General features: G+C 73.3%; 21 protein-coding genes. 6 read left to right on the forward strand and 15 right to left on the reverse strand.

What is annotated here, in order from left to right:
- Positions 1 to 532 precede the first annotated feature (532 nt).
- Positions 533 to 1,651, forward strand: coding sequence for a PucR family transcriptional regulator (locus DEJ51_RS28980; RefSeq protein ID WP_223836010.1), 1,119 nt, complete (start codon positions 533 to 535; stop codon positions 1,649 to 1,651).
- A 528-nt stretch (positions 1,652 to 2,179) separates the two neighbouring features.
- Here DEJ51_RS28980 and DEJ51_RS28985 read toward each other — a convergent pair.
- From DEJ51_RS28985 to DEJ51_RS29000, 4 genes are all read right to left on the reverse strand, one after another.
- Complete coding sequence (locus tag DEJ51_RS28985; protein ID WP_150260508.1) at positions 2,180 to 3,553, reverse strand: DUF1996 domain-containing protein; 1,374 nt, start codon at positions 3,551 to 3,553, stop codon at positions 2,180 to 2,182.
- 9 nt (positions 3,554 to 3,562) lie between these two features.
- Positions 3,563 to 4,204: a DUF4142 domain-containing protein gene (locus DEJ51_RS28990; protein ID WP_223836011.1), complete on the reverse strand. Its 642-nt coding sequence runs from the start codon at positions 4,202 to 4,204 to the stop codon at positions 3,563 to 3,565.
- A 621-nt stretch (positions 4,205 to 4,825) separates the two neighbouring features.
- Positions 4,826 to 5,515 (reverse strand): sigma-70 family RNA polymerase sigma factor, encoded by a 690-nt coding sequence (locus DEJ51_RS28995; RefSeq protein WP_150260510.1) that lies wholly within the window; start codon positions 5,513 to 5,515, stop codon positions 4,826 to 4,828.
- 148 nt (positions 5,516 to 5,663) lie between these two features.
- Complete coding sequence (locus tag DEJ51_RS29000) at positions 5,664 to 6,371, reverse strand: hypothetical protein (protein WP_223836012.1); 708 nt, start codon at positions 6,369 to 6,371, stop codon at positions 5,664 to 5,666.
- 354 nt (positions 6,372 to 6,725) lie between these two features.
- Here DEJ51_RS29000 and DEJ51_RS29005 point away from each other — a divergent pair, with 354 nt between their 5' ends.
- Together DEJ51_RS29005 and DEJ51_RS29010 are read left to right on the forward strand one after the other, a co-directional pair.
- On the forward strand, positions 6,726 to 7,844 hold the full coding sequence (locus tag DEJ51_RS29005) for an MFS transporter (protein WP_150262223.1): 1,119 nt from the start codon (positions 6,726 to 6,728) through the stop codon (positions 7,842 to 7,844).
- Positions 7,841 to 8,938, forward strand: coding sequence for a sugar ABC transporter permease (locus DEJ51_RS29010; protein ID WP_150260512.1), 1,098 nt, complete (start codon positions 7,841 to 7,843; stop codon positions 8,936 to 8,938). Before DEJ51_RS29005 ends, DEJ51_RS29010 begins: the two co-directional genes overlap by 4 nt.
- A 58-nt stretch (positions 8,939 to 8,996) precedes the next feature.
- On the opposite strand, the gene DEJ51_RS29015 is transcribed toward DEJ51_RS29010, so the two are convergent.
- From DEJ51_RS29015 to DEJ51_RS29025, 3 genes are all read right to left on the reverse strand, one after another.
- Positions 8,997 to 9,245 (reverse strand): hypothetical protein, encoded by a 249-nt coding sequence (locus tag DEJ51_RS29015; RefSeq protein ID WP_150260513.1) that lies wholly within the window; start codon positions 9,243 to 9,245, stop codon positions 8,997 to 8,999.
- Positions 9,246 to 9,324: 79 nt separating this feature from the next.
- Positions 9,325 to 10,368, reverse strand: coding sequence for a hypothetical protein (locus DEJ51_RS29020; protein ID WP_150260514.1), 1,044 nt, complete (start codon positions 10,366 to 10,368; stop codon positions 9,325 to 9,327).
- Positions 10,369 to 10,525: 157 nt separating this feature from the next.
- Complete coding sequence (locus tag DEJ51_RS29025; RefSeq protein WP_223836013.1) at positions 10,526 to 11,677, reverse strand: acyl-CoA dehydrogenase family protein; 1,152 nt, start codon at positions 11,675 to 11,677, stop codon at positions 10,526 to 10,528.
- A 203-nt stretch (positions 11,678 to 11,880) separates the two neighbouring features.
- On the opposite strand from DEJ51_RS29025, the gene DEJ51_RS29030 reads away from it, so the two are divergent.
- Complete coding sequence (locus DEJ51_RS29030; protein WP_150260515.1) at positions 11,881 to 13,704, forward strand: CoA transferase; 1,824 nt, start codon at positions 11,881 to 11,883, stop codon at positions 13,702 to 13,704.
- The gene (locus DEJ51_RS29035) at positions 13,701 to 15,377 is read left to right on the forward strand and encodes a class I adenylate-forming enzyme family protein (protein WP_150260516.1); all 1,677 of its coding nucleotides are present in this window, start codon (positions 13,701 to 13,703) and stop codon (positions 15,375 to 15,377) included. The genes DEJ51_RS29030 and DEJ51_RS29035 overlap by 4 nt, the downstream gene beginning before the upstream one ends.
- Positions 15,378 to 15,436: 59 nt before the next feature.
- Here the strand turns inward: DEJ51_RS29035 and DEJ51_RS29040 are convergent, their stop codons facing one another.
- The 5 genes from DEJ51_RS29040 to DEJ51_RS29060 all read right to left on the reverse strand — a co-directional run bounded on the left by DEJ51_RS29040 (position 15,437) and on the right by DEJ51_RS29060 (position 19,237).
- On the reverse strand, positions 15,437 to 15,778 hold the full coding sequence (locus tag DEJ51_RS29040) for a ferrous iron transport protein A (RefSeq protein WP_223836014.1): 342 nt from the start codon (positions 15,776 to 15,778) through the stop codon (positions 15,437 to 15,439).
- 373 nt (positions 15,779 to 16,151) lie between these two features.
- Positions 16,152 to 16,964 carry a metal ABC transporter solute-binding protein, Zn/Mn family gene (locus DEJ51_RS29045; RefSeq protein WP_150260517.1) on the reverse strand — a complete coding sequence of 271 codons (813 nt, stop codon included), beginning with the start codon at positions 16,962 to 16,964 and terminating at the stop codon, positions 16,152 to 16,154.
- Positions 16,922 to 17,788, reverse strand: coding sequence for a metal ABC transporter permease (locus DEJ51_RS29050; protein ID WP_150260518.1), 867 nt, complete (start codon positions 17,786 to 17,788; stop codon positions 16,922 to 16,924). Before DEJ51_RS29050 ends, DEJ51_RS29045 begins: the two co-directional genes overlap by 43 nt.
- Positions 17,785 to 18,420, reverse strand: a complete 636-nt coding sequence (locus tag DEJ51_RS29055) for a metal ABC transporter ATP-binding protein (protein ID WP_150260519.1) — start codon at positions 18,418 to 18,420, stop codon at positions 17,785 to 17,787. The genes DEJ51_RS29050 and DEJ51_RS29055 overlap by 4 nt, the downstream gene beginning before the upstream one ends.
- A 160-nt stretch (positions 18,421 to 18,580) precedes the next feature.
- Positions 18,581 to 19,237 carry a DUF2278 family protein gene (locus DEJ51_RS29060; protein ID WP_150260520.1) on the reverse strand — a complete coding sequence of 219 codons (657 nt, stop codon included), beginning with the start codon at positions 19,235 to 19,237 and terminating at the stop codon, positions 18,581 to 18,583.
- Positions 19,238 to 19,388: 151 nt separating this feature from the next.
- Between DEJ51_RS29060 and DEJ51_RS35635 the strand changes: the two genes are divergently transcribed.
- Entirely contained in the window at positions 19,389 to 19,520 is a 132-nt protein-coding gene (locus DEJ51_RS35635) for a hypothetical protein (protein ID WP_263411720.1), read from the forward strand.
- Between the two features lie 27 nt (positions 19,521 to 19,547).
- Here DEJ51_RS35635 and DEJ51_RS29065 read toward each other — a convergent pair whose 3' ends face one another.
- From DEJ51_RS29065 to DEJ51_RS29075, 3 genes are all read right to left on the reverse strand, one after another.
- The gene (locus DEJ51_RS29065) at positions 19,548 to 19,988 is read right to left on the reverse strand and encodes a molybdopterin-dependent oxidoreductase (RefSeq protein WP_223836015.1); all 441 of its coding nucleotides are present in this window, start codon (positions 19,986 to 19,988) and stop codon (positions 19,548 to 19,550) included.
- A gap of 83 nt (positions 19,989 to 20,071) precedes the next feature.
- On the reverse strand, positions 20,072 to 22,840 hold the full coding sequence (locus DEJ51_RS29070) for a molybdopterin-dependent oxidoreductase (RefSeq protein ID WP_150260522.1): 2,769 nt from the start codon (positions 22,838 to 22,840) through the stop codon (positions 20,072 to 20,074).
- On the reverse strand, positions 22,837 to 23,661 hold the full coding sequence (locus DEJ51_RS29075) for an FAD binding domain-containing protein (protein ID WP_150260523.1): 825 nt from the start codon (positions 23,659 to 23,661) through the stop codon (positions 22,837 to 22,839). The genes DEJ51_RS29070 and DEJ51_RS29075 overlap by 4 nt, the downstream gene beginning before the upstream one ends.
- Between the last annotated feature and the right edge of the window lie 19 nt (positions 23,662 to 23,680).

The following is a 23,680-nucleotide window of genomic DNA, read 5'->3' on the forward strand; positions in this document are numbered from 1 at the left end:
CGAGGGAACTTGGGGCCGGAGTGCAGCAGCATCGTGGAGCTGCACAGCAGCTCCACAGGATTTATCGAAACGTGATAATTTCTCGCACCGCGTCTCCGACGCATCGAACAACACCGGAAGATTCCCCTCCAGCGGGGGTTGCGACAGGCCACCGCACTGACCGTCATCTACGCGTCCCCGACGGTAAAGACACGGCAAAACAACGGGACCGTAAGTGGTCGGACCTCTCCAGGAGGGAGTACGAGGGCCGCAAAACCCGCGCCAGACACGGATGTTGGCGTGAGGGGCAACCTCGGCGGGCTTGTCGCTCTTCCCCCTGACAAGCCTCACCCCGGCACGAACGAGGAAAACGATGTGTGAACTTCTGAACCGCATCTGGTCCCGCCCGCGTGGCGAGTGGACGCGCGTCCTGCGTAAGGAACTGCCTTCGCTGGCCGCCGAGATAGTGGAGGAGCTTCTGCATGGAATTCCGGAATTTTCCGCACTTATCGATGACAACGATGCCATTGATGACGAGTTGTTCCGGCAGCGGGTGGAAGAGGCTCTCCTCACCGTCCTCGGCTACCAGGAACAGCCCCGGGAACAAGCACCGGAGCACGATGAACCGGCCGAGAGCGAGGACAAGATCGAAAACCAGGTCAAGACCGAGAGCCAGTTCGACAGCAAGGTCGAGCACGGGATCGAGGTCGGACTCGCGGCCAGGGGCGAGTGCGAGGTCACGCACGAGGGCCGGCACGAAGGCCTTCGCGACGCGGCCCGCAACCAAGGCCTCCGCGGGGGCCGCCTCCGCGAGGTCCGCAACGAAGGTCTGGGCGAGGCCCGGCACGAGGCCCGGCACGAGGCCGTCCGCGAGATCGATCGCGCGCGGCACGACCTCTTCAAGACCCTCACCGACGACAGGGACGCATCCGAGATGTCCCTCAGCGAGCTCGCGGAGGCGGCCGGCTGGCCCCTCCCGCTCGCCGTCCGGGCCATCGTGCCCGCCACGCCGGGTGAGACCCAGCAACTCGCCGCCGTACTGGACCACTGCCTCGTCGGCATGTTCGCGGGCCGTCCCTGCCTGCTCGTCGCCAGTCCCGAACCGGACAACCGCGCCCCGCTGGAACACCTGCTGCGCGGCCGGTTCGCGGCCGTGGGCCACGCCGTACCGCTCCGCGACACGGCCTCCTCGCTGCGCTGGGCCCTGCGCCTGGCCGCGCTGACGCCGGCTCGTCCCGGTGTGGAGACCAGGCCCGTCTTCGTGGACGACCACCTCTCGACCCTGCTGCTCCTTCAGGACGAGCCCCTGGCCCACGCGCTGGCCGCCCGGTGGCTGCGTCCGCTGGCCGACCTGACCCCCCGCCAGAGCGAGCGGCTGGAGGTGACACTGCTCGCCTGGCTGGAGGGCGGCGGCGCCCCCGAGGCCGCCAAGGCGCTCAGCGTGCACCCGCAGACCGTTCGCTACCGCATGCGTCAGCTGGAGAAGCTCTTCGGAACCGGCCTGCGGGACCCCCGTACCCGCTTCGAGCTGGAGATGGCTCTGCGCAGCCGCCGGCTGATGGCCCAGGTCCGGCGCCAGCACTCCCGGGTGGGCCGCAGGGCCGCCCGCGTGATCCAGGCCGACTTCACCCCCGTCGTCGTCGGACGCATGGCTCGCGTCAACGGCCTCTGAGCCTCGAACAGCCCGGCCCGGCCCCGTATCACGGGGCCGGGCCGGGCTGCTTCGTGTGGATGCGTCTGTCACGGGAGCGTCGTGTCCTGTCCGCGCCGCGAGGCCGGGCGCTGCGTCGTGCGGTACGCCGTGGGGACGGGGCCGTGTGGTGCGGTGGGCCGCCGTGGGTACGGGCGCCGTGCCGTGGGCCGTGGGTACGGGCGCTGCGTCGTGCGGTGCGTCCCGGGTACGGGCCCTGCGTCGTGCGGTGCGTCCCGGGTACGGGCGCCGTGCCGTGCGGTGTGCCGTGGGCTACGTCGGGGGACGGGCCGGGGGAGACGCCGTGCGGCCGGCGGCGTGCCGTGGGGCACGCCGTCCGGCCGGTCTCGGGTCATGCGTACGCCGCCGGGACTCGGCGGCGGCGTACACATACGTACGGTGTGGGCCCGAAGTCGGCTTCGGGCCCACACCTTCCCGGGCCGGACGCCGGGGTGGGGGGGGTGAGGGGCGTCCGGCCCGGGAGCGGAGGGAGAGCCCCCGCTGCGGGGGTCAGCGGCAGTTCTGTCCGTTGTTGATGCAGTTCACGGCCTTGTTCATCAGGCCGTTCGACATCACGTTGATGAAGTCGCCGTGGTCGGTCACCGGCTTGTGGAGCTGCTCGGGGAAGCTGTCCACGGCGAACCGGGCACCCGGTGCCACCCCGTAGGTGAGGCGCATCACCAGCTGCGGCATGGCCTTGAAGCCGTTCGGGCAGCGGCCGTTCTTGTCCGCGAAGGCCACGTGCGTGCGGTGGTTGGCGCTGTCGACGTTCTTGCCGTCAAAGCAGCTCTGGAAGTTGAAGGTGCGCACCACGTCACTGCCCTTCGGGCAGACCGGGTACTTGTCCTTCAGCTGACGGTTCTCGAATCCCGTGCAGCTCCACGAGGCGTTGGCGTTGGCGTTGCCGTTGGTGAAGGCCTTGGCGTCACCGGTGATGACACGCATGAAGCGGGGCATCGCCGTGACCTTGCCGGCGGGGCTGCCCTTGAAGGTGAGCGACACCTGCTTCGGCTTGAGGATGGTGCCGACGTTGCCGTCCTGGCCGCCGCCGGGGGCCTTCGCGTCCTTCTCCACCTTGCCGTCGCGCAACCGCAGCACGGGCCAGTAGTACGTGGACTGGTCCCCGTTGGTGCAGGTGGTGCCGGACGCGGCGAGGCTGCCGTTCGTGGAGAAGGCGTCGGCGGTCAGGTTGCCGACGTAGTCGTGCATGTGGTGGGCGCCGTTGGAGACGCCGGGGGCGACGATCACGTTGTCGGGGTTGAAGTGGCCGTTCTCGTTGCGGCCGCACTGCGAGGTGAAGGAGCCCCGCGAGGCGTTCCCCGCCTGCTGGGGATTGCGGACGTTCGGCTTGACCTTGGTGATGTTGACGAAGTCGTTCTTCGACGGACCGCCCTTCTGTGCGGCTGCCTGGGCGGCCGCACCCTGCTCGCCCTTGCTCGCGGCGTCCACCTTGGCGTCGGCCGCCTCCGCGGCGGGTGCGTCCTTCATCGTGCACGTGCTCAACGACTTGATGTCCGCGGGAGCCTGGCCCGCCCGGCCCATCGCGTCGCTCATGCCCTTGATGGTCTGGTCGCGCTTCTGCTTCAGGTCGCCGAGGAGGGCCTTGCCCTTCGCCTGGCCGGCCGCGAGCTTCTTGTACGCGTCGGCCACCTGGTCGTCCAGTTTGGCGAGGTTCGCGTCGACCTCGGGTTTGGCCTGTTCGGGGACCGCGGTGAGTTTCTCTCCCACGTCGGGGCAGTCGATCGTCTGTATCGCCCGGTCGTTCTGACCGGCGGACGCGTTCCCGGCGATGACGGCGACCCCGCCGCCGCCCAGGACGAGCGCGGAGACCACGCCTAGGACCTTGTTCGACACCCGTGAGCGTTTGTGGCCCTTTTTACTCATGCGATCACTTCACTTCGTCGGTTGGGCATTGTTGGAAAGCGCGTCGAAGTCGACGAGGCCGGTGTCTTCGAGGACCGTGATGTGGTCCAGGACCGTGGTGTTGGCGGACGTGGCGAGGGCCCGGACCATCGAGTTCTTGGTCTGTGCCCGAATTCCGGCCAGCAGGGCGAACACCTTTCCGTGCGCCGCGCGCAGCAGCTGCACGAACAGCCGCTCGTATTCCTCTCCGCGTGCGCGGTTCATCTGGCCCAGCCAGTCCTGCTGCTGTGCGGAGGGCTGGTTGGGCAGATCGACACCGAGGGCCTGGCCGACCTGGATGACCTGTCGGTCCAGCTCGGTGTGACCGTCGATCAGGTGCTGGCCGGCCGTCTTGATCGCGGGCTTCGACCCGCGTTGCTGGGCCTGGCGGCCCGCGGGCAGCTCCCAGAGTCCGGCGAGCCGGACCTTGCGGACGAAGTCCCGGTCCGCGGCGGTCAGCGGCCCGTAGGCCGTGCTCAACGTTCCGCCGCCGTCGTCGTCGCCCGCAGCCGGCCCCGCCACGGCGGCGGCGGGCCGACTGCCGAAACTGTCCACGGGGATCAGAAGCGCGATCAAGGTGAGGGCAAGGGCGGTGATGACCAGGCCGCTTCCGATCGTGTATCGCGTGGCCACCGACAAACTGCTGATGGATCTCCGCCGCAATGACGGCACTGTGCCTCCTCGCTCCAAGGGCCGGGAGGGGGTGGCGGGGCAGGAGGGGCCGCACGAAGTGTGCGGAGCGCACCCGCATTCCCGGGGTGTGACGGGACGCTAGTGCCGGGCACGGCGACGAGGTCGTAGGACATCACCATCGGACAAACATCCTGGCGTCCTCGCGGAAGGCTGATATCTTGCGGCGCGCCCGGACGTTCGGCCGAGCGGTGCCGCCGTACCCCGTCATGCCCAAGTGCCGTACGGCCCTGCCCGCGTGCCGCCGGCCCGGTACGGGCCCGCACCGGGCGTCAGAGGCCGCCACGAGGCGGTCGAAGGCCAGACCGCCGCTCGCACGGTCGGGCCCACTCCGGGCAGCTCGGCCGGGCGGAGCCGGTGCCGTGCCGCCGCACTGCCCTGCGGCCGCTCGCCGTACCACCGCGCGTAAGGGGCATCGCCGGTGCCGGGCCCCGTACGCGCGGAGCCGGTACGGAAGCCGTCCGTCCCCGTGCCGCCCGGCGACGGCGGCGATACGGAGGTCCGACGCGGGAGAGCCGGGGCGCACACGCCGCCCGCAGCCCTCCCGCCGGTCCGGCCGCAGGATCAGGCGAGCGCCGCTGCCGCCGTGAGCATCCGCTCTCCGGTCCGGTCCTGCCGCGGCGCCGGGGGCTCCGGTGCCGGCTCGGCCGTGCGGGTGTCCGTCAGGAGGGCGATCAGAGAAGTACGGGCACGGGCGACACGGGAGCGGACCGTACCGATCGGGCAGCCGGCGGCCGTGGCCGCCTCGGCGTAGGACAGACCCAGCAACTGGGTCAGGACCAGGGCCTCCCGGCGCTCGGACGGGATCAGAGCGAGCAGTTCCGCCAGGGCGATGCCGTCCTCGAAGCCCGGCACGTCGTACGGCTGGGTCTGCTCGGCGGCCGTCTGCCAGTCGCAGCGGTCCGAGAGTCTGGGTCGGGCGGCCGCGTGGCGCAGGCTGTCCACGACCGTGCGGCGGGCTATGGACAGCAGCCAGGTGCGCGCGGAGGAACGGCCCTCGAACCGGTGCAGGCTCGCCAGCGCGCGGAGGAAGACGTCCTGGGTGAGGTCGTCGGCCGCCTGGGTGTCGGCGCTGAGGTAGGCGACGTAGCGCCAGACGTCGCGGTGGAGCGCGCGCACGAACCGGTCGGTCTTCACGGGATCGCCGTCGCGGGCGTCCAGCGCCAGCCGGGTCACCGCCGCGTCCGAGTCGGGGGTGCGCCGGGCCGGCCGGTCGCCGGCGGTACGGGAAGGGGTCGTCAGGGCAGCAGTCATCGCCACAAGGTCCTTACGGGCAAAGGGAGTCCGGCGCCACGAACGTCGGGGCCGGTGAGGGGTGCGGCCTGCCGGAGGGCACGACCGAGGCCCGAGGCGCGGCGTGCGGTGCGAGAGAGGTCGCGGACGCGGCTCGGGGAACCAGCTGTCAGAGGACAGCGGTTCCCGCCGGCGGGCCCCGTGAGGTGATGGCGTGGACGAGGAACAGCCGGCGCGGCGCGCGGTGCCGGCGCCGGCGCCGGATCCGGATGGGCGGCCGGTGCGCCGGCACCGTCGTACGGAGCAGCAGGCGCAGCGGAATCCAGAGGCGTCCGGCGACCGCGCGCACCACCCGGAAGGCGGCCCGCTCGCCGTGGGCGAGCCACAGCCCGCACAGCACGGCGGCCAGCAGGTGCGCCGCGGTCATGCCGACCGGAGACATGGCGGCCGCCTCGTGCACACCACCGGGCAGCGGCCCACCGGTCGCGGTGGTCATGGCGGACGCGACGTCGGCCGTGCCGTGCATGGCGTGGTGCAGATGAGCACCGGCTTCCGGCGTTCCGGCGCCGGACGGCCGCGGCATCCCCGCCATCGATGGCATCGCCGCCATCGAGGACATCAGCGGCATCCGCCCGGATCCGGACGGCGTGGCCGCCCCGGCAAGGGACTGGGCCATGGAAAAACCGGCGTGCAGCACCGTCTGGACGGCGACGGCGGCCGCCGTCACGGCGAACAGGCCGCGTTCGCGGCCCGCGAGCGCCCAAGCGGTCGCCGCCGTGCCGGGGAACGCGACGGATAGGGCCCACCAGGGCACCGCCACACCCGACATGAGCAGGTGTCCGGTCGCAGCGAGCAGCACGCAGAGGGCTGCGAACATCGCAGCCCGTAGGGCGCGTAAACAGCGGACCGGGTTCATGAAGGGCTCATCCTTGCACCGGCCTCCCGAGCCGCACATCAGGGTGCGCACTTCCGGACAAGTTCCCGCGTCCCGGCCGGTCATGACCGGTACGCCCGCCTCGTGTGGTGCAGGGCACAGCGGAGCGGGGGAACCTGCCCGCCGCTCCAACCGACTGCCTACCCGCTCGGTCGGAGAGTTCAACGTCCTGGGAAGGGAGACTTCGTGACGGCGGAGGGCACGGGGGAGGGGACGGCGGGGGGCCCGGCGATCACGGCGCCGGCGGACAAGGACCGTGCACCGGGGCGGCAGTTGACCGTGCTGCTGACGTGCGCCATGGCGTTCTCGATGCTCCAGCTGTTCCTCCTCGGCGCGCTCGGCCCGCGCCTGGTGACCGAACTGGACGTCTCCCCGGCCGTACTGGGGCTGACGACCACGATCGGCTTCGGGACCGCCGCCGTGCTGTCCCCGGCGGGCGGCCGGATCGTGGACCGGATCGGCCCCCGGCGCTCACTGGTGATCCTGCTGCTCGTCTCCGCGGGCGCCCTCGCCCTGATCGGCGCCGCTCCCGGCGCCGGCCTGCTGCTCGGCGCCGTCGCACTGGGCGGCGTACCCCAGGCGCTGGCCAACCCGGCGACCAACAAGGCCGTGCTGCGCGCCGTCCCGGCCGAGCGGCGGGGCGCGGTGACCGGGCTCAAGCAGTCCGGGGTCCAGCTCGGCGCCTTCGCCGCCGGACTGCCGCTCGCCCTGCTCGCGGGCGGCATCGGCTGGCGGGGTGCGGTCTGGACCGGGGCCGGCGCCGCCCTGCTCGCCGGGGTGTGGGCCCTGCGCGTCCTGCCCGCCGATCCCGCGGCGCCGCCCGCGGGGACCCGGACGCCGCTCGTACCGCGGGGGATGGTGGCCTGGCTCGCCGTCTTCTCGCTGTTCCTCGGTGCCGGCATCGCCTCGGTCAACACCTACCTCGCCCTGTTCGGCGCGCAGCGCCTGGGCATGGGCCCGACGACGGCGGCCGCACTGGTCGCCGTACTGGGCGTGGCGGGGATCGCGGGCCGCGTCGGATGGTCGAAGGCCGCCCGGCCCGGTCGGGCCGAGTGGCTCCCGGGCTGGCTGGCCTGCGGGGCGCTGGCCGCGGCGGTCCTGCTGGCGGGCGCTCTGGCGGCGGGGCCGCTGGTGTGGGCCGGTGCGATCGCCGTCGGCGTCTTCGCCGTCTCCGGCAACGCCGTCTCGATGGTGCTGGTCATGCAGCGGGCCGCCCCCGGGCGCGCCGGTCAGGACTCGGCGCTGGTCGCGGCCGGGTTCTTCGGCGGATTCGCGGTGGGACCGCCCCTGTTCGGACTGCTCGCGCAGAGCGGACGGTACGGGCCGGGCTGGCTGCTGGTGGCGGCGGAGTTCGCGGCGGCGGGCGCCGTCGCGTTCCTGTGGGCCGTACGGGACCGGCGCGGGGACGCGGCATGAGCGCAGGCGCCACCGGGCCGGGCCCCGCCCTCGCCTCCGTCATGGCACGGGTGGCGGTCACCGCCGAGGCGGTCGGCCCCCGCTTCCCGCTCTACGCGGAGCCGGACGACGGACGGTGGACGACCACCGGCCGCGGCTCCTGGACCGGCGGGTTCTGGGCCGGGCTGCTCTGGCTGCGGGCCCGGTACACCGGCGCCGCGGCCGACCGCCGCGCCGCCGCCGAGTGCACCGCCCGGCTCGCACCCTGGGCGGGCGCCGACACCGCCACCCGCGGCCTGATCCTCTGGTACGGGACCGCTCCGGCCGGGGACCACGAGGCGGCCGCAGAGCTCCAGGACCACGGGGCCCGGGCCGTGCTGTCGGCCTACGACCGCGAACTCGGGCTCGTGCCCTGGGGAGACGCGCTCGGCGGGCCCCGCATGCTGGCCCGCGTGGACGGGGTGCCGGGGACGGTGCCCCTGCTGGCCGGGGCCGGACCGCAGGGCGCGGCCGCGGCGGTCGCCCACCTCCACCGCCACCTCGATCTCTGTCTCGGCGTGCGCCGGGACCGGGACCTCGCTCTGCGCCCCGCCCTGCGCTTCGACGCGGTCGCGGGCTGGCAGCCCTGCGCGGACCCGCCGCCGGGCTGGAGCCGGGGCCGGGCCTGGCTGCTGCTGGCGGTGGCCGACGCCCTGCTGCGCCCGGAGCTGGTGATGCCCGGGTGGCCGTCCCGGCTCGCCGAGGTGGCCGAACTCCTGCTTCCGGAAGCCGAGTTCGCGGCGGGCGGGCTCGTTCCGGCAGCCGACGCCGCCCGGCCGGACGGGCCGCTCGACACCTCGGCCGCCGCGATCACCGCGGTCGCCCTGCTGAAACTCGCCCGTGTACCCGGCCCCCGGTCGGCCGGGTACGCGTACCGGGCCGAAGCGGTCCTGCGCCGCCTCGCGGAGCACCACCTCAGCGGCCCGGCCTCCGGACGCCCGCCCGGGATGCTGCTGGACGGCTGCTACGACGCCGGGAAGGAGCTGGCCGTCCGGCACGAGCTCGTCTGGGGCGACTTCTTCCTCGCGCTCGGCCTCGCCGCCCTGCACGGGATCGTCGACATCACCCGCGTCTGAGCCGTCTCCTCCGGAACCTGCCGGGCCGAAGCAGACGGCCCGGGCCGGGAACCAGGAGTCACGGACGCGGATCCCGCTGAAGGCGCCGCGCTCCGGGCCCGCAACGCGTGGACCAGGAACCGGCCGGCGACGACCGCTGTCCGTCCGCTCGCAGGACGACGAGCCCGGCGCGGTCGAAGGAGATGCGGTCACCGGCGGCCAGGAAGAGCGGGCGGGCCAGCTCGAAGGCATGACCGTCGTCGGTCTCCAGGTCCTTCACCAGCACCAACCGTGAGGTCGGCGTGGTCCCGTCAGCTGTCAGGCGCATGCTGTCATCGTTCCACAGTCCCTGGGGCCACCTCGACCCGGTTCAGCGGCCGGACACCTCTGAACGGGCCCCCGGCCGGCTACTGCATCAGTTCGATGTGGGGGTGCTCCGGCGCCGCGGGGCAGACGTACAGCTCCTGTCGGTAGCCGCTGCCTATCTGGACCCCGGTCGGTCGCCACATGGCGCGGTGGCGGTCGTCGTCGGAGAACTCGGCGGCCCGGTCCTCGTACGGGATCCAGCTGCGGGTGCCGTTGTCCCATTCGAAGGTGCTGATGCTCAGCAGCGGTTCCATCGCGGTGTCGCAGGCGGGGCACTGCCGGGGGGAGGGGTCGGTGTAGCCCCACTGGGGCCAGCCGCCGGCCTTCCAGCCCGGGGCGATCGAGAGATTGCTGCGGTAGAAGGACTCCGGATAGGCCGCCCAGGAGCTGTCCAGACCGGCATCGGCCGCCTCCCACCTGCGCCAGTCTTCCAGCTGCTCCCGCAGCTCCTTGCTCAGCTCAAGGGAGTTGGGGTACTCGGTGATCTGCTCCGGCGCGAGCACGCACGGCTCGGGCACGTACTCCTCCTGCTCCACGTCGAGCGGTTCCGGGGGTGAGGTGAGGATGTCGGTGACGGAGGCCGCGGACCGCCAGAACACGGCGGTCCTGGGCATGTACATCTCCGGGTGGTCGAAGGGACACCACAGCACCTGGAGCAGATCGGCCTGACCGGGCGGGCGCAGCACGGGCACGTCACGCACGTACAACTGGGCCACGGGCAGCAGCGGGACCGGGCCGTCGGACGGCTCGGCGTCCCAGTCGATCCGCTCCAGGACCGCCCGCTCCTGCGGCGTGTACCCGAAGACGCCGGGAGTCCCCTCCGGGTGCGCCGCCTCTCTCGCCCGCCTGCTCTGTTCCACCCGCACCGCGGCCAGCGACTGGCCGCCCTGCTCGTGCTCGGCGTCGCAGTGCGGCCACGGCTCGTCGGCGGGCCACAGCAACGGCCCCCCGACCGAGCTGTCCTGCGGCGTCGGCACCCCGGGGCGGGGGTGCAACCGGGTTGCCGGACGTGCCAGCGGCGCAAGTTCGGGGAAAATCGCCGCGACGTCGACCGGCCGTGGCGGAGTGGTACGGATGAAGGTCATGACACCGATGCTGCCAGGCCCCTCCGACAACGGGCCGGCGGACCAGCGGCGTCACTCCCCGGCCGGTCCGCAGGCGTCATCCCGGCCGGGGTTCCCGCGGCAGTCCGCCACGGTCTCGCTCCCTCTGATGGTTCCCACCGCATTCTCCGCGAGGGTCCTAAGCCTCCGGGGCGAGGCCGTCCCCGGCGTAGCCGCGCAGGACGCGGCGGGCCACCGAGGTGATGTGCAGTTCGTCCGGGCCGTCGAGGATGCGGGCCGCGCGGCCGGTGCGCAGGAGGCCGGGCAGCGGGGTGTCCGGGCCGAGTCCCGCGGCGCCGTGCACCTGGATGGCGGAGTCCGCCACGTGCTGGAGCATCCGGGCGGTGGCGACCTTGGCGAGGCCCACCTCCGTACGCGCGTCCCGCCCGGCGGCGATCAGTGCCACGGCCTCGTGCACCAGGGGCCGGGTGGTGCGCAGGGCGAGCAGGGCGTCGAAGACATGACTCTGGATCAGCTGCTGGTCGGCGAGGGGCCCGCGGGACCCGCTACGGGTGGCGGCCCGCTCGCACATGAGGTCGAAGGCGCGCCGGGCCTGGCCGAGCCAGCGCAGGCAGCGCAGCGTGCGGCCCAGCTGGAGCCGCTCACCGGCGATGGCCAGGGCGTCCCCGGGCTCGCCGAGGAGGTGGTCGGCCGGGACGCGGACCCGGTCGAGTGCGATCTCGTACTGGCCGCCCGTACCGAACACGGGGAGTTCGCGCACGACACGGAACCCGGGCGTCGCGGTCGGCACGAGCAGCAGCGACAGCCCCTCGCGGTCGCCGGCGCTTCCGCCGGTGCGTGCCATGACCGTCACCAGGTCCGCGCCCGCGGCGCCGGAGGTGAACCACTTGCGGCCCGTGACGAGCCAGCTCCCGTCCGGCCCGCGCTCGGCCCGGGTGCCGGTGCCGAGGGGGTCGGTACCCGGGACGTCCGGCTCGGTCATGGCGTAGCAGGCCCGCATCTCCCCGGCGACCAGCGCCTTCAGGTACGCCTCGCGGACCGCGCTGCTCCCGTGCCGTGCCAGCATCGTCACGTCGAGCAGGGGTGCGGATCCCAGGGCGGCCGGGCCGTGGTCACTGGCCCCCTCCGCCTCGGCCAGTGCGGCGTAGGCCGGGAACCCCAGCCCGCCGCCGCCCAGTTCCACCGGGAGCGGCAGCGCCCACAGGCCCTCTTCCCTGGCCCGGCCGCGCAGTTCGGCGAACGCTTCGGCCGCCGCGGGTCCGCCCCCGTCCAGCACCGCCTCCCGGGGGATCACCCGGGTGCGGACGAAGCGGTCGACCCGCTTCCCCAACCCGTCCTCCCCCGATGACTGGTGTGCGTCCCGGATGGGGTCCGTGCCTGGATCCGTCACTTCTTTCCTCCTCGTTCCCGGGAACTCGCGGCAACGGCCGGCCGACTCCCTGTCCGTGGAACTGGTCGGGTGCGAACGCTCCCCGGTTCCCCGTATTCGGCAAGACCCGGGCGCCGGCACCGCCGCGCCAGGAGAGGAGAGGCATGGCGTCACCAGCAACCACGCAGACGGTCCGGCCGCTCGACACACTGCGCTTTGACACCTCGGGGCCCCCGCAGATGACGAGCGTCATCGCCGACCACCTGCGGCTGCTCGGCGCACGGACGGACCGCCCCGCACAGGGGGACGCGTTCACCGGCACCGCCACCGTCACCGGTGGCACCACCCTGGTCGGCGGCGGGTTCGAGCCGGCGCACGCGACGGCCACCTGGGCGGATCCCCGAAGCGGGCTCGCCGACGAGGCCACGGTGCAGGCCGCCACCGGGATCATGGCCGTCCACGGCAGGCGCGACGGCAGCCCGCGCGGCCTCGCCGCCGACTACGCGGCCACCGCCACCGGAGTCCTGGCCGTACAGGGGCTGCTCGCGGCCCTCGTGGGCCAGGCCCGCGGCGGCTCCGCCCGTACGGTCACCACCGGCGCGGACCGGGCCGGCCTGCTCGCGGTCTCCCAGTACCTCGCCGCCGCGGGGGCAGACGAGGGCGAGGCCGCGGAACTGGCCCCCGGAGGGCCTCCCTTCACCTCCGCCGACGGCGTCCTCTTCGAACTGGAGACGCTCGATCCGGGTACCTGGGCGGCCTTCTGGAAGGCCCTGGGGGCGCCCGCGGAGGCCCTGCGCACCGGCTGGCGGCCGTTCCAGTTCCGCTACGCCACCGCCTGCGCCCCCTTCCCGGCGGCCCTCCACCTGACGGCCCGGTCCCACGGCTGGGAGCGGATCCGCCGGGCGGCGGCGGCCCACGGCACCGAGGTCTGCGCCCTGCGTCCGCTCACGGAACGGGCCGCGGAACGCGCGGCGGAACGCGACGGCACCGCCCCCTGGTCCCTGGCACCGTCGGCCGCCAGGCTCCTGCCCCCCGGCCCCGCCCAGCCGTCCGGCGACGCGGCTCCCTCCGGCGGGCCCCTGGCCGGGCTGACCGTGCTGGAGGCGGGCCGCCGTATCCAGGCCCCGCTCGCCGCGCATCTGCTCGGGCTCCTCGGCGCCGACGTGATCCGGATCGAACCGCCGGGCGGCGATCCGCTGCGCGGCATGCCCCCGGCCTGTTCGGGGATCTCGGCGCGCTGGCTCGCCCTCAACCGGGGAAAGCGCGCCGTGGAGATCGACATCAAGCAGGAGGCCGACCGCCGACGGCTGCGGGAGCTGGCGGCCGGCGCCGACGTCTTCCTGCACAACTGGGCTCCGGGCAAGGCCGCCGAGCTCGGCCTCGACTCCGAGGACCTGGCACGGGTCAATCCCGCGCTCGTCTACGCGTACACCAGCGGCTGGGCCGACCGGATCGGGGACCCTCCCATGGGCACCGACTTCATGGTCCAGGCCCGTACGGGGGTCGGCGAGGCCGTCCGTCCCGACGGCGAGGCCCCGGCCCCCTCCCTGATGACCCTGCTCGACGTACTGGGCGGACTGCTCGGCGCCGAAGCGGTCCTCGCCGGACTGCTGCTGCGCGAGCGCACCGGCCACGGCGTACGGGTGGACTCCTCCCTGCTCGGCGCCGCCGACACGCTGACGGCCCCGGCCCTCCGCCGGGCGGCCCGGGGCGAGAACCCCCGGCGGCCGGCCGGATTCCGGCTCCCGCGGCCGACGGCGGACGGCTGGCTCGCGCCGTCCGACGCCGACGCCGGCGCCGTCGCCGCCCACGACCTGGGCGGCCTGTCCACGACCGAGGCGCTGGCCCGGCTGCACGAGCACGGGCTGACCGCGACCGCGGTCACCACCGAGCTGTCCGACCTGCACCACGATCCGCGCTTCACCGGCTCGATCAGCCGCGACGCGCACGGCGCCCCCGCCGTCCCCAACCCCTGGAGCTTCGTATGACCGCCGACAGGCTCGTCCTGCACGACCTGCTGCCCGCCGAACTCCGCCGGTCCTGGGTGGTCGACGGAACCTGCCCCGACCTCGACCTCTACAGCCTCTTCCGGGCCCGCCAGATCGCCGACCTGCACCGCACGGCCGTCCTCGACGCCAAGGGCAAGCTCTGCTACACGGCACTGGACCGCAAGGTCCGATGTCTGGCCACCGGCCTGCGGGAGCTCGGGATCGGCCCGGGTGACGTGGTCGGCGTGCAGCTCCCCAACAACCGCTTCGCCGTCATCGCCGATCTCGCGCTCGCCGCGCTCGGCGCGATCGCCCTCCCGTTCCCGGTGGGCCGGGGGGTGCTCGAAGCCGAGTGCCTGCTGCGCCGTGCCGAGGCCGTCGCCGTCATCGCGGCCACCGAGCACCGGGAGTTCCGGCACGCGGCAGACCTGAGCACGCTCGCCGGAACGCTCCCGGCGCTGCGCCACGTCATTTCCGCGGGTCCCGGAGCCACGCCCGAAGGAACGATTCAGCTGTCGGGGCTGCTGCGCTCCGACCCCAGCGGATTCGTTCCCGCCCGGCCCGATCCCGACAGCGCCGCACGCATCCTCGTGTCCTCCGGCTCCGAAGCCGAGCCGAAGATGATCGCGTACTCGCACAACGCGCTCGCCGGCGGACGGGGGAACTTCCTCGCGTCCCTCATCCCGGACGGCACCCCGCCGAGCTGCCTGTTCCTCGTACCGCTGGCCTCCGCCTTCGGGTCCAACGGCACCGCCGTCACCCTCGCCCGGCACGGCGGAACCCTCGTCCTGCTCGACCACTTCACGCCGGACGCGGCCATCGAAGCGGTACGCGAACACCGGCCCACCCACATCCTCGGCGTCCCCACCATGGTCCGCATGATGCTCGAACGCCTCGACGGGACGGACGAGAAGCTGCCCCCGCCCACCGCGCTGGTCCTCGGCGGGGCACCGCTCGACGAGACCACCGCGGCCGCCGCGGCCCAGGCGTTCGGCTGTTCCGTGGTGAACCTCTACGGCTCCGCGGACGGCGTCAACTGCCATACGGGACTGGGCAACGCGGTCCCGCCCACCGACGGATCCGGAGTGGTCGCCGGCCACCCCGACCCCCGGGTCGCCGAGATCCGCATCGCCGACCCCGACACGCACGAACCGCTGGCCGACGGCACCGTCGGCGAGATCATCTCGCGCGGCCCGATGACCCCGCTGTGCTACGTGGGCGCGCCCGACCTGGACGCCCGCTACCGCACACCCGACGGCTGGGTCCGCACCGGTGACCTCGGGTACCTCGACTCCGACAGCGTCCTGCACATCGTCGGCCGCCTCAAGGACATCGTCATCCGCGGCGGCGCCAACATCAGCCCGGCGGAGGTCGAACGCCAACTCACCGCCCACCCCCAGGTCCGGGACGTGGCCTGCGTCGGCGTCCCGGACCCGCTGATGGGGGAGCGGCTGGCGGCCTGTGTGGTGCCGCGCGGCGGGCAGCCCCTCACCCTCGCCTCCCTCGGCGAACACCTCACGCGGCGCGGGCTGGAGCGGAGCAAGCACCCCGAGCGGCTGCTGCTGCTCGCCGAACTGCCCCTGACGGCGGCCGGCAAGCCGGACCGCGCGGCCCTGCGCGAGCGCCTCGCGGCGACCTCCGCGACGGCTCCGCCGCTCGCGCAGGCGGGCTGACGCACGGGGGCCGGCGGCAGATTCCTGCCGCCGGCCCGCCGGCACGGACGCATCCTGCCTCAGGGGCTGGGCCGCAGATACCGGTCCCAGATCCACGCCTTGCGGTACGGGCCGTCCCCGTCGCCGTCGTACTGGGGCTCGTCGAAGGTGACCCAGTACGCCAGCTCGCCGGCCCGCGCATGGCGGTGCTCGACGGGTTCGGGGGCTCCCATGGCGTCGATCGTGCCGAGGAACTCGTTGCGCCAGGGCCCGTCCCAGCCCGGATCACGGACCACGACGACCCGACTGCCCGCGGCGAGCGCGCCGGCCGGCCAGTCCTGCCGCAGCGGACGCCCCGTCAACTGCTCGACGGCACGCCGGTCGGGGCAGGGGGAAGGAGAAGGAGGGGAAGAAGCAGCCATGTTCCCACCCTCCCCGCGGCGGGCCCTCGGAGCCACCGGATAAACCGGTGGGACGGCGCTCGCCCGTGGCATCGAACCGACGGACCCGCCGGTTTCGGACCCGCGACCTGCCGGCCCGCGCCGCTGGTACTCGGCGCGGGACGCGCCCGTGGTGAGAGACCGCCCGGTGGCCGCGCGCGCAGCGGCGTTCCCGTGCGTGCTCCCGGCCTCGCACCCGGCACGGAACGGTTCCCCGGAAGGCCCCCCCGGCACCCGTGGCGTCGAGGCGGCACCCGGCCGCACGGCGGGGTGCCCCCCCCCACCGCCCGGGCCGCGGGGAGTGCCGTCGGCCGGGCAGGGGGAGCGCCCCGAGCACCGGTGGGGGAGCCGCGCGTCAGGAGGCGCCCATGGCCTTCTTCAGCTCCGCCGCGGCGTTGCGGTAGACCGTCAGCAGATCCAGATCCTCCCCCGGATAGTTGACGATCTTCACCTGCCTGGCACCCGAGTCGGGCAGTACCGTGCCCGTGGACATGTGCGCGTTGTCCAGGACCAGTTCCGGCTTCTTCGCCGCGAGTTCGGCGAGCTGCGCCGGGGTCACGGCCTCGGGGCCGTACGTGCCCACCGGGGTGGCGCCCGCGAGCTTCGCCGACCACGCCGTGAAGACCTGGGTCACGACCGAGGGGCTCCGGCCGCCGGGCCAGGCCGCCTGGACCTCCTTGTTCAGCTTCGCGTACTCGGTGTCGAAGCCCGCCTTCCACTGCGTGGCGGCGTCCGGGGTGCCGAACAGGCCGGCCAGCCGGGCGACTTCGGCGGACGCCTTGTCGGGGTCGTTGTCGAGCTCCACCTCGACCAGCTTCGCCTTGGAGCCCGCCGCTTCCTTGATCTTCGCGGCGTACGGCTCGAAGGGCGCGTAGAGCACGAAGTCCGCCTTGGCCACGGCGGCGAGGTCCGACGGCTTGGGGTCGTAGTCCGGGGCGTGGTGAACGGACTGCGGCACGATGACCTTGACGTCCTCGGCGCCCGCCGCCTTCGCGAAGGCGCCCTCCCAGGTGGTGGTGACGACGACGACCGGCTTGCCGGCCTGCGGCCGCGGGCCGTCCTGGGACTTCGCGTCCTGGGGCGAGGGGGTGTTCCCGCAGCCGGCGGTCAGGACGAGCGCCGCGCTCAGTGCGAGGAGGGAAGGGATACGGACGCGGGTGCGCGCCATGAGCTGATTCTCCGTTCGGGTATGAAATGCACCGCGAGGACCAGTGCCCCCGCAGTCAGGACGAGGACCGGGCCGGGCGGCCAGTCCAGCCACAGGGCCAGCAGGAACCCCGTCAGGTTCACCGCCACGCCGATGCCGACCGCCCAGAGGGTGATCGACTTCAGTGAGCTGCCCAGGCGGCGGGCGGCGAGTGCGGGCAGCAGGGTCAGGGCGTCCACGAGCAGCGCGCCGGTCAGCTTGATCGCCCCGGCGACCGCGATGGCGACCAGCACCAGCAGGGCGGCCGTCAGCGCCCGCACCGGTACGCCGGAACACTGGGCGAGCTCGCGGTCGTACAGCAGCAGGCCGATCTCGCGCCGCCGCCACCAGAACAGGCCCGGTACGACGACGGCCAGCACGCCCAGGACGACGAGGTCGGCAGGGCCCACCGACAGGATCGACCCCCACAACAGGGCGAACGCACCTGAGGCGTTGACCCCCGACACGGCCAGCAGGAGCAGCGCCGCGGCGATGGCCAGGCTCATCAGCAGGCCCATCGCCCCCGACAGTCCGTCCGGGGTCCGGGCGAGCGGGGCCACCCCAGCGCCGGCCAGCGCACAGGCGACCAGTGCGCACAGCATGGGGTCGAGTCCGGTGAGCAGCCCGACGGCGATCCCCAGCAGGGCCACGTGCATCATCGCGAACCGCACCGGCATGATGTCGAGCCCGACGATGACCACACCGATGACCGGCAGGCCGATCGCGGCCAGCAGCAGGGCCACGCCCGCCCGTTGCACGGGCAGCAGCTGCAGGAGTTCGCCGAGGTCGGCGGTGGCCAGGTTCACCGGACCTCCCGCAGGTGGCCCGCGGCCATCTCCAGTACGCGGTCGCAGCGGTCCGCCAGCGCCCGGTCGTGCGTCACCACGATCAGGGTCACCGGCAGGGAGGTGAGGACGTCCGCGGCTTCCGACTGACCGTCGAAGTCGAGGGCGGCGGTCGGTTCGTCGGCCAGGAGCAGCTCGGCTCCCGCGGCGATGCATCCGATCGCCCGGGCGAGGTACATCCGCTGCAACTGGCCGCCGGAGAGCGTGTGCAGGGGCCGCCCGGCGAGGTGGCCCACTCCGAGCCGCTCCGCGGCCTCGGCCGCCTCGGCCGGCGCGTTGCTGGCGGCGAGCAGTTCCGCGCCGAGCAGGGGGAAGCGGCCGGCGGCCGGCTTCTGCGGAATCCAGGCGCAGGCCCGGCGCCGCCACGCCCACTCGGCGGGCGAGCGGCCCTCCCGGCCGCCGACCAGGATCGAGCCCGTCGTCTGACGGTGCAGACCGAGGACGGCGCGCAGCAGCGTCGTCTTGCCCGAGCCGTTGGTACCGGTCAGCGCGACGCGCTCACCGGCGGCGATCTCCAGATCGACGTCCGAGACGGCCTCCACCCGGCCGTGCCGGCACACGACCTCCCGCATGCGTACATCCAGCCCGCCCATCTCACGCCTCCTCCGCCACGTGGGAAGGCGAGGATCCGCCTCCCACGCGGGAGTAGTCGGACGGGGGGCGCCCCGGGTTCCCGGCTACCAGGACCGATTCCGCGGAAGGCGGCAACGCCGACCCGGACGCAGGACGGTCCGGACCGGACCGCGGCCCGGATCAGAGCGGGTGGCCGGAGGCGTCCGTGTGGTCCTTCTGGCCGGAGAACTTGTTCAGGAACACGTCGTAACGGCCGTCGGGGCGTCGGGTCATGGTCGCGCCGTCCTGCCAGATGCCGTTCTCGGGCCACCACTGGCTGCCGTACGCGTCGCCCTGGTTCTGGTGGATGTTGTGGACGCCCAGCCCGGTGTCGAACGGTTCGCCGAAGACCAGGATCGGCCGTCCGACGGCGAGGATCGGCTCGAAGGCGTTGGCGGCTTCGACATTGGAACCCGAGGTCCAGGGCGGGGACGACTTCAGGAGCCGGTCGAGGAGGTCGCGCAGCGGGCCGGGCAGCCACCCGGGCCACTCCTGGAGCCTGCGCAGGGCCGGATGGCGGAGGTAGTCGAGGGCGCCGGACCGGGGTACGCGGTCGAGGTCGTGGAACCCGGGCGCCAGCGCGGTCACCGGACCGAGCGCCGCCGCGTCCACGGTGAAGACCTTCCACTGCACGCCGGTCTGAGAGTCGTGGCTGTCCACGTCGACGGCGCACTTGTAGCGCCCGTCCGGGGCGTCGACCCGGAGGTTGACGTGGAACCAGGCGCCCTCCGTGTCGGGGGTGTCGCGGAAGTGCTCGTGGAGGGTCCCGGCCAGCACGCCGTAGCGGTCGAATGGCATGTCCCCCAGTGAAGCACCGGGCCAGCCGGCCGGGTGGCCGTGGCGCGCGGGCACGAGGGGGATCGGGCCGCAGCGGATCCCCTGGCCCTACGTGCGGTGGCGTGCGGCCCCTTCGGACCGCGCGAGGCGCCTGCGCACGGGTCGAACCTTCATGAGTCCCAGCATCCGCAACCAGCTCGCGCGCACCGTCACCGCCGACGGCGTCCAGGCGCTGGGCCCGGTCCCCGGATCCTCCGCCGTGGCGCTGATCAAGCCGACCGAGATCTCCCTCGCCGGCGCCTGAACCGTACGCGCCGTCCGGCGGCCCGGCTCAGAGCCCCGGCGCCGCCAGCGAGCCGAACCACACATGCGTGACCGCGCTGACGTACCGCGCCCCGCACCGGTCCGAGGGCACCACCAGCTGGGCCCCCGACTCGTCCAGGTCCTCCCCGTCCAGGCGGGTGGCCAGCAGCACCGGACTGCCCCCGAAGTCGGCGTCCAGCTCGGCCCAGGCGAGGACGCTGTGGTGGCCGTCCCCGCCGCTGACCGCCAGCAGGAAGCGCGACCGGTCCTTGCGGCGCCGGGCGTCGAAGGCGGGTCCGGCGCTCGCGACCACCTCGCGCAGCAGCACGCCCTCGAAGACGTGGTGCTGCGGGCCGTTCGTCGCGCAGTCGAACACCACCTTGGCCCGGTGCCGCTCCCATGCGCGCAGGTCGGCGACGCTGAGCAGGGCAGGGCGGTCGAGGTCGCCGTGCAGCATGAGTTTGGCCATAAGGGCCCGATTCCCAGGTCCCGTCATCCCGGAAACGTATCTGCCATCCTCATCTCACTATGTGAGTCGCATATGAGCGCGTTCTACGCCTTCCCGGCTTGCATCTTCTGCCATACGACGTCCCGGGTCACCGGCATCTCCGTGAACCGCACCCCCGTCGCGTTCCGCAGGGCGTTCGCGAAGGCCGGGCCCACCGGGTTGAACGGGCTCTCGCTCATCGACTTGGCGCCGAGCGGCCCGATCGCGTCAGAGGTCTCCATGAAGTGGACCTCCGTACGCGGGATGTCCGCGTACTGCGGGAGCCGGTACCGGCGGAACGCCGCCGTGGTCACTTCGCCGCGCTCGTCCACCCGTACCGTCTCGAAGAGGGTCGCGCCCAGTGCCTGGGCCACGCCTCCCTCCACCTGGCCGCGGCACTGCATCGGGTTCATGACCTTGCCCGCGTCGGCCGCGTGCACACTGCGCAGGATCCTCATCTCACCGGTGTGCGGGTCGACGGCGAGGCGAAACCACTGCGCGTTGAAGGCGACCGAGCGGGGGGAGCCCGTCCAGTGGCCGTCCGCGGCCGTCTCCTCCAGCTTGCCCTTGTCGTACGCGGCCTCGTACAGCTCCTTGAGGGTGACGGTGCGGCCCGCGCAGTCGACGGCCTCGGGCCCCAGCTTGCACAGGTGCCGGGCCACACCCGTATGGCGGGCCGCGAACGTCTGCAGGCGCTCCGCGAGCGAGTCCGCCGCCAGCAGCACCGCCTTGCCCGCCACCACCGTGCCGGCCGAGCCGAACGCGCCGGTGTCGTGGCGGACGACGTCGGTGTCCGACTGGCGGACCGCGATCCGGTCCACCGTCGTGTTCAGCGCGCCGGCCGTGATCTGCTTGTGGACGGTGGTCGTGCCGTTGCCGAACTCCGCCGTGCCCACCGCGATGTCGTACGTACCGTCACGCAGCAGGCTCACCCGGGCGTCGGCGAAGTGGCCGCCCGGCGGACCGGTCGCGATCATGGCGACCGCCGAGCCCGTGCCGGTGAGCCAGCCCTCCGGGACGTCCTCGTGGCTGCGGTCCTCGGCGATGGCCTTGCGCACCACGTCCATGCACTGCTTCATCCCGTACGAGGCGATGAAGAGGTCCTCCTCGTGGCCGATCGGGGTGACCAGGTGGTCGCCGGCGCCGATGACGTTCTTCTCGCGCAGTTCGAGCGGGTCCATGCCGAGCCGGATGGCGAGTTCGTCCATCGCCGATTCGAGGGCGAAGAGGACCTGGCCCAGGCCGTAGCCGCGGAAGGCGCCGGCCGGGACGCCGTTGGTGTAGACCGAGTACGCCTCCACCTCCTTGTTCGGTGCCTTGTAGACGGCGAAGGACTCGCCCACGCTGTGGAACATGACCGCCGGGCCGTGGTTGCCGTAGGCGCCGGTGTTGGACACGACGCGCAGGCGCAGCGCGGTCAGGGTGCCGTCGGCCCTGGCCCCGATCTTGATGGTGATCTTGAAGGGGTGGCGGGTCGTGGCCCCGTAGAACTGCTCGGCCCGGGTGAACTCCAGTTTCACCGGCCGGCGCAGCTTCAGGGCGGCCAGGACCACGATGTCCTCGGTGAGCATCTCCTGCTTGCCGCCGAACCCGCCGCCCACGCGGCCCGCGACGACGCGGACCTCGTCCTCGTTCAGGTCGTAGAGGGCGCACAGCGCCCGCCGGGTCAGGAACGGCGCCTGGGTGGAGGAGCGGACGGTGATGCGCTCGCCGTCGCCCTCCTCCTTCGGTTCGAAGTAGGCGACGCTGCCGTGGGTCTCCAGGCTGGCGTGCTGCACGCGCTGGGTCTGGAAGGTCTCCTCGTAGACGACGTCCGCCTCCGCGTAGCCCTTCGCCATGTCGCCGAGCGTGTTGTGGACCTCGCCGCACACGTTGTTCTCGGCGCGGAAGATCCCCGATTCCGGTCCCTTGGGGTGCAGGACGGGGGCGCCCGGAAGCATGGCCTCCTCCGGGTCGATGACGTACGGCAGTTCCTCGTACGTGACGACGACGCGCCGGCAGCCCTCCTCGGCGGCCTGCTCGCTGTCGGCCACGACGGCCGCCACGCGCTGGCCGACGAAGCGGACCACGTCGTCCAGGACGCGGGTGTCCATCGGATCCTCGGTCGGGTGCTCGTGGCGGGCGGACGAGTACAGCCGGTCGGGGGAGTCGTGGTGGGTGAGGACCGCGTGCACGCCCGGCACCTGGAGGGCGTCCCTGATGTCGATGTCGACGATGCGGGCGTGCGGGTGCGGTGAGCGCAGCAGTTTCATGTGCAGCAGCCCGGGCACCTCCACGTCGAAGGTGTAGCGCGCGGTGCCCGTGACGACGAGGGGGCCGGCGGGGGCGCCCAGCGACCTGCCCACGGCCTGCCCGGCCTCCGGGGCCTCGGTGTGCCGGACCCCGCGTACGGCGTCCTCGATGGCGCGGTAGCCCGTACAGCGGCAGATGTTGCCCTTGAACGCGCGCGGGAGGTCCTGCAGCTTGCCGTCGTCGTGGGCGGTGCCCTCCTCGGCCTGGAGGGCGGCGGTGGTCATCAGGAAACCGGCGGTGCAGAAGCCGCACTGGAAGCCCTGGGCGTCCAGGAACTGCTGCTGCGCCGGATGGAGTTCGCCGCAGGAGCGGGCGAGGCCCTCCACGGTGGTGACGCTGCGGCCCCCGGCGCGGACGGCCGGGTAGAGGCAGCTGTGTGCCGGCTGCCCGTCGACGTGGACCGTGCAGGCCCCGCAGTCGCCCTGGTCGCAGCCCTTCTTCACGCCGAACCAGCCGCGTTCGCGCAAGTAGGTGCGCAGGCACTGGCCGGCCCGCGGCTCGGTGTCGAAACGCCGCTGGTTGATCTCGATCTCGTAGGTCATCGGGGGTCCTCGGTGGTGAGCTCGCGGCGGATCTCCTCGGCCAGGCGCAGGGCCATGTGGCGCCGCCATTCGGGCAGCCCGTGGATGTCGTCGTACCACTCGTCGGGCCGGACGGCGGCGTCGATCGCGTCGCGCAGTTCGGCGGCCGTGGGCGGCAGCGCGAACCAGAAGCGGAAGGGGCGGGTGGTGGCGGCGGAGACCGTCACGGCGAGAGAGCCGTCGGCGGGGTCGCAGACGCCGATGACCAGCGCGCCGGAGCGCCCGAGTCCGTAGAGGGACGCCTGGCGGAAGGCCGTACGGGAGTCCAGCGCGTTCGGGGGCAGGCGCACGGACCGCAGCAGCTCGCCGTCGCGCAGGTCCTTCACGCCGGCGCCGAGGATGAACTCGGTGACGGGCATCCGGCGGGTGGCGCCGTCCTGGCCCTGGAGGAAGACGGTCCCGTCGAGGCCGGCCGTGAGGGAGACCATCGGACCGGCGGGCAGGCCGTTGCAGAGGTTCCCGCCGACGGTCGCCATGTTCCAGATCTTGAAGCTGGCGAGGAAGGCCCGGCAGCACTGCTCGAAGAGCGGGGCGGCCGTGGCCGGCAGGGTCCGGCCGAACCGCGAGAGCTCGGTGATCGTGCAGGTCGCGGCGATGTCCAGGGAGCCGTCGGGCTGCCAGGACAGGGGCGGCCAGCCCATGCGGGAGAGGTCGACCAGGCGGCGGATGTGCGGCTGGGGCTCGGAGAAGAGGTACGTGCCGCCGCCGAGCCAGGCGTCGCCGGGACGCCAGGGTTCGCGGCGGCGGGCGTCGCGCACGTCGAGCACCGTGTTGAGATCCAATTCGCGACACCAGCCTTTC

The sequence above is a fragment of the Streptomyces venezuelae genome (assembly GCF_008642275.1).
Classification (GTDB): Bacteria; Actinomycetota; Actinomycetes; order Streptomycetales; family Streptomycetaceae; genus Streptomyces; species Streptomyces venezuelae_E.

Coding starts and splice junctions, on each gene's coding strand:
- DEJ51_RS29010 (WP_150260512.1), top strand. CDS start 7,841: ATGAGCGCAGGCGCCACCGGGCCGGGCCCCGCCCTCGCCTCCGTCATG.
- DEJ51_RS29070 (WP_150260522.1), bottom strand. CDS start 22,840: ATGACCTACGAGATCGAGATCAACCAGCGGCGTTTCGACACCGAGCCG.
- DEJ51_RS29060 (WP_150260520.1), bottom strand. CDS start 19,237: ATGCCATTCGACCGCTACGGCGTGCTGGCCGGGACCCTCCACGAGCAC.
- DEJ51_RS29030 (WP_150260515.1), top strand. CDS start 11,881: ATGGCGTCACCAGCAACCACGCAGACGGTCCGGCCGCTCGACACACTG.
- DEJ51_RS28985 (WP_150260508.1), bottom strand. CDS start 3,553: ATGAGTAAAAAGGGCCACAAACGCTCACGGGTGTCGAACAAGGTCCTA.
- DEJ51_RS29015 (WP_150260513.1), bottom strand. CDS start 9,245: ATGCGCCTGACAGCTGACGGGACCACGCCGACCTCACGGTTGGTGCTG.
- DEJ51_RS29035 (WP_150260516.1), top strand. CDS start 13,701: ATGACCGCCGACAGGCTCGTCCTGCACGACCTGCTGCCCGCCGAACTC.
- DEJ51_RS29045 (WP_150260517.1), bottom strand. CDS start 16,964: ATGGCGCGCACCCGCGTCCGTATCCCTTCCCTCCTCGCACTGAGCGCG.
- DEJ51_RS29000 (WP_223836012.1), bottom strand. CDS start 6,371: ATGTTCGCAGCCCTCTGCGTGCTGCTCGCTGCGACCGGACACCTGCTC.
- DEJ51_RS28995 (WP_150260510.1), bottom strand. CDS start 5,515: ATGACTGCTGCCCTGACGACCCCTTCCCGTACCGCCGGCGACCGGCCG.
- DEJ51_RS35635 (WP_263411720.1), top strand. CDS start 19,389: ATGAGTCCCAGCATCCGCAACCAGCTCGCGCGCACCGTCACCGCCGAC.
- DEJ51_RS29005 (WP_150262223.1), top strand. CDS start 6,726: ATGGCGTTCTCGATGCTCCAGCTGTTCCTCCTCGGCGCGCTCGGCCCG.
- DEJ51_RS29065 (WP_223836015.1), bottom strand. CDS start 19,988: ATGGCCAAACTCATGCTGCACGGCGACCTCGACCGCCCTGCCCTGCTC.
- DEJ51_RS29020 (WP_150260514.1), bottom strand. CDS start 10,368: ATGACCTTCATCCGTACCACTCCGCCACGGCCGGTCGACGTCGCGGCG.
- DEJ51_RS29055 (WP_150260519.1), bottom strand. CDS start 18,420: ATGGGCGGGCTGGATGTACGCATGCGGGAGGTCGTGTGCCGGCACGGC.
- DEJ51_RS29040 (WP_223836014.1), bottom strand. CDS start 15,778: ATGGCTGCTTCTTCCCCTCCTTCTCCTTCCCCCTGCCCCGACCGGCGT.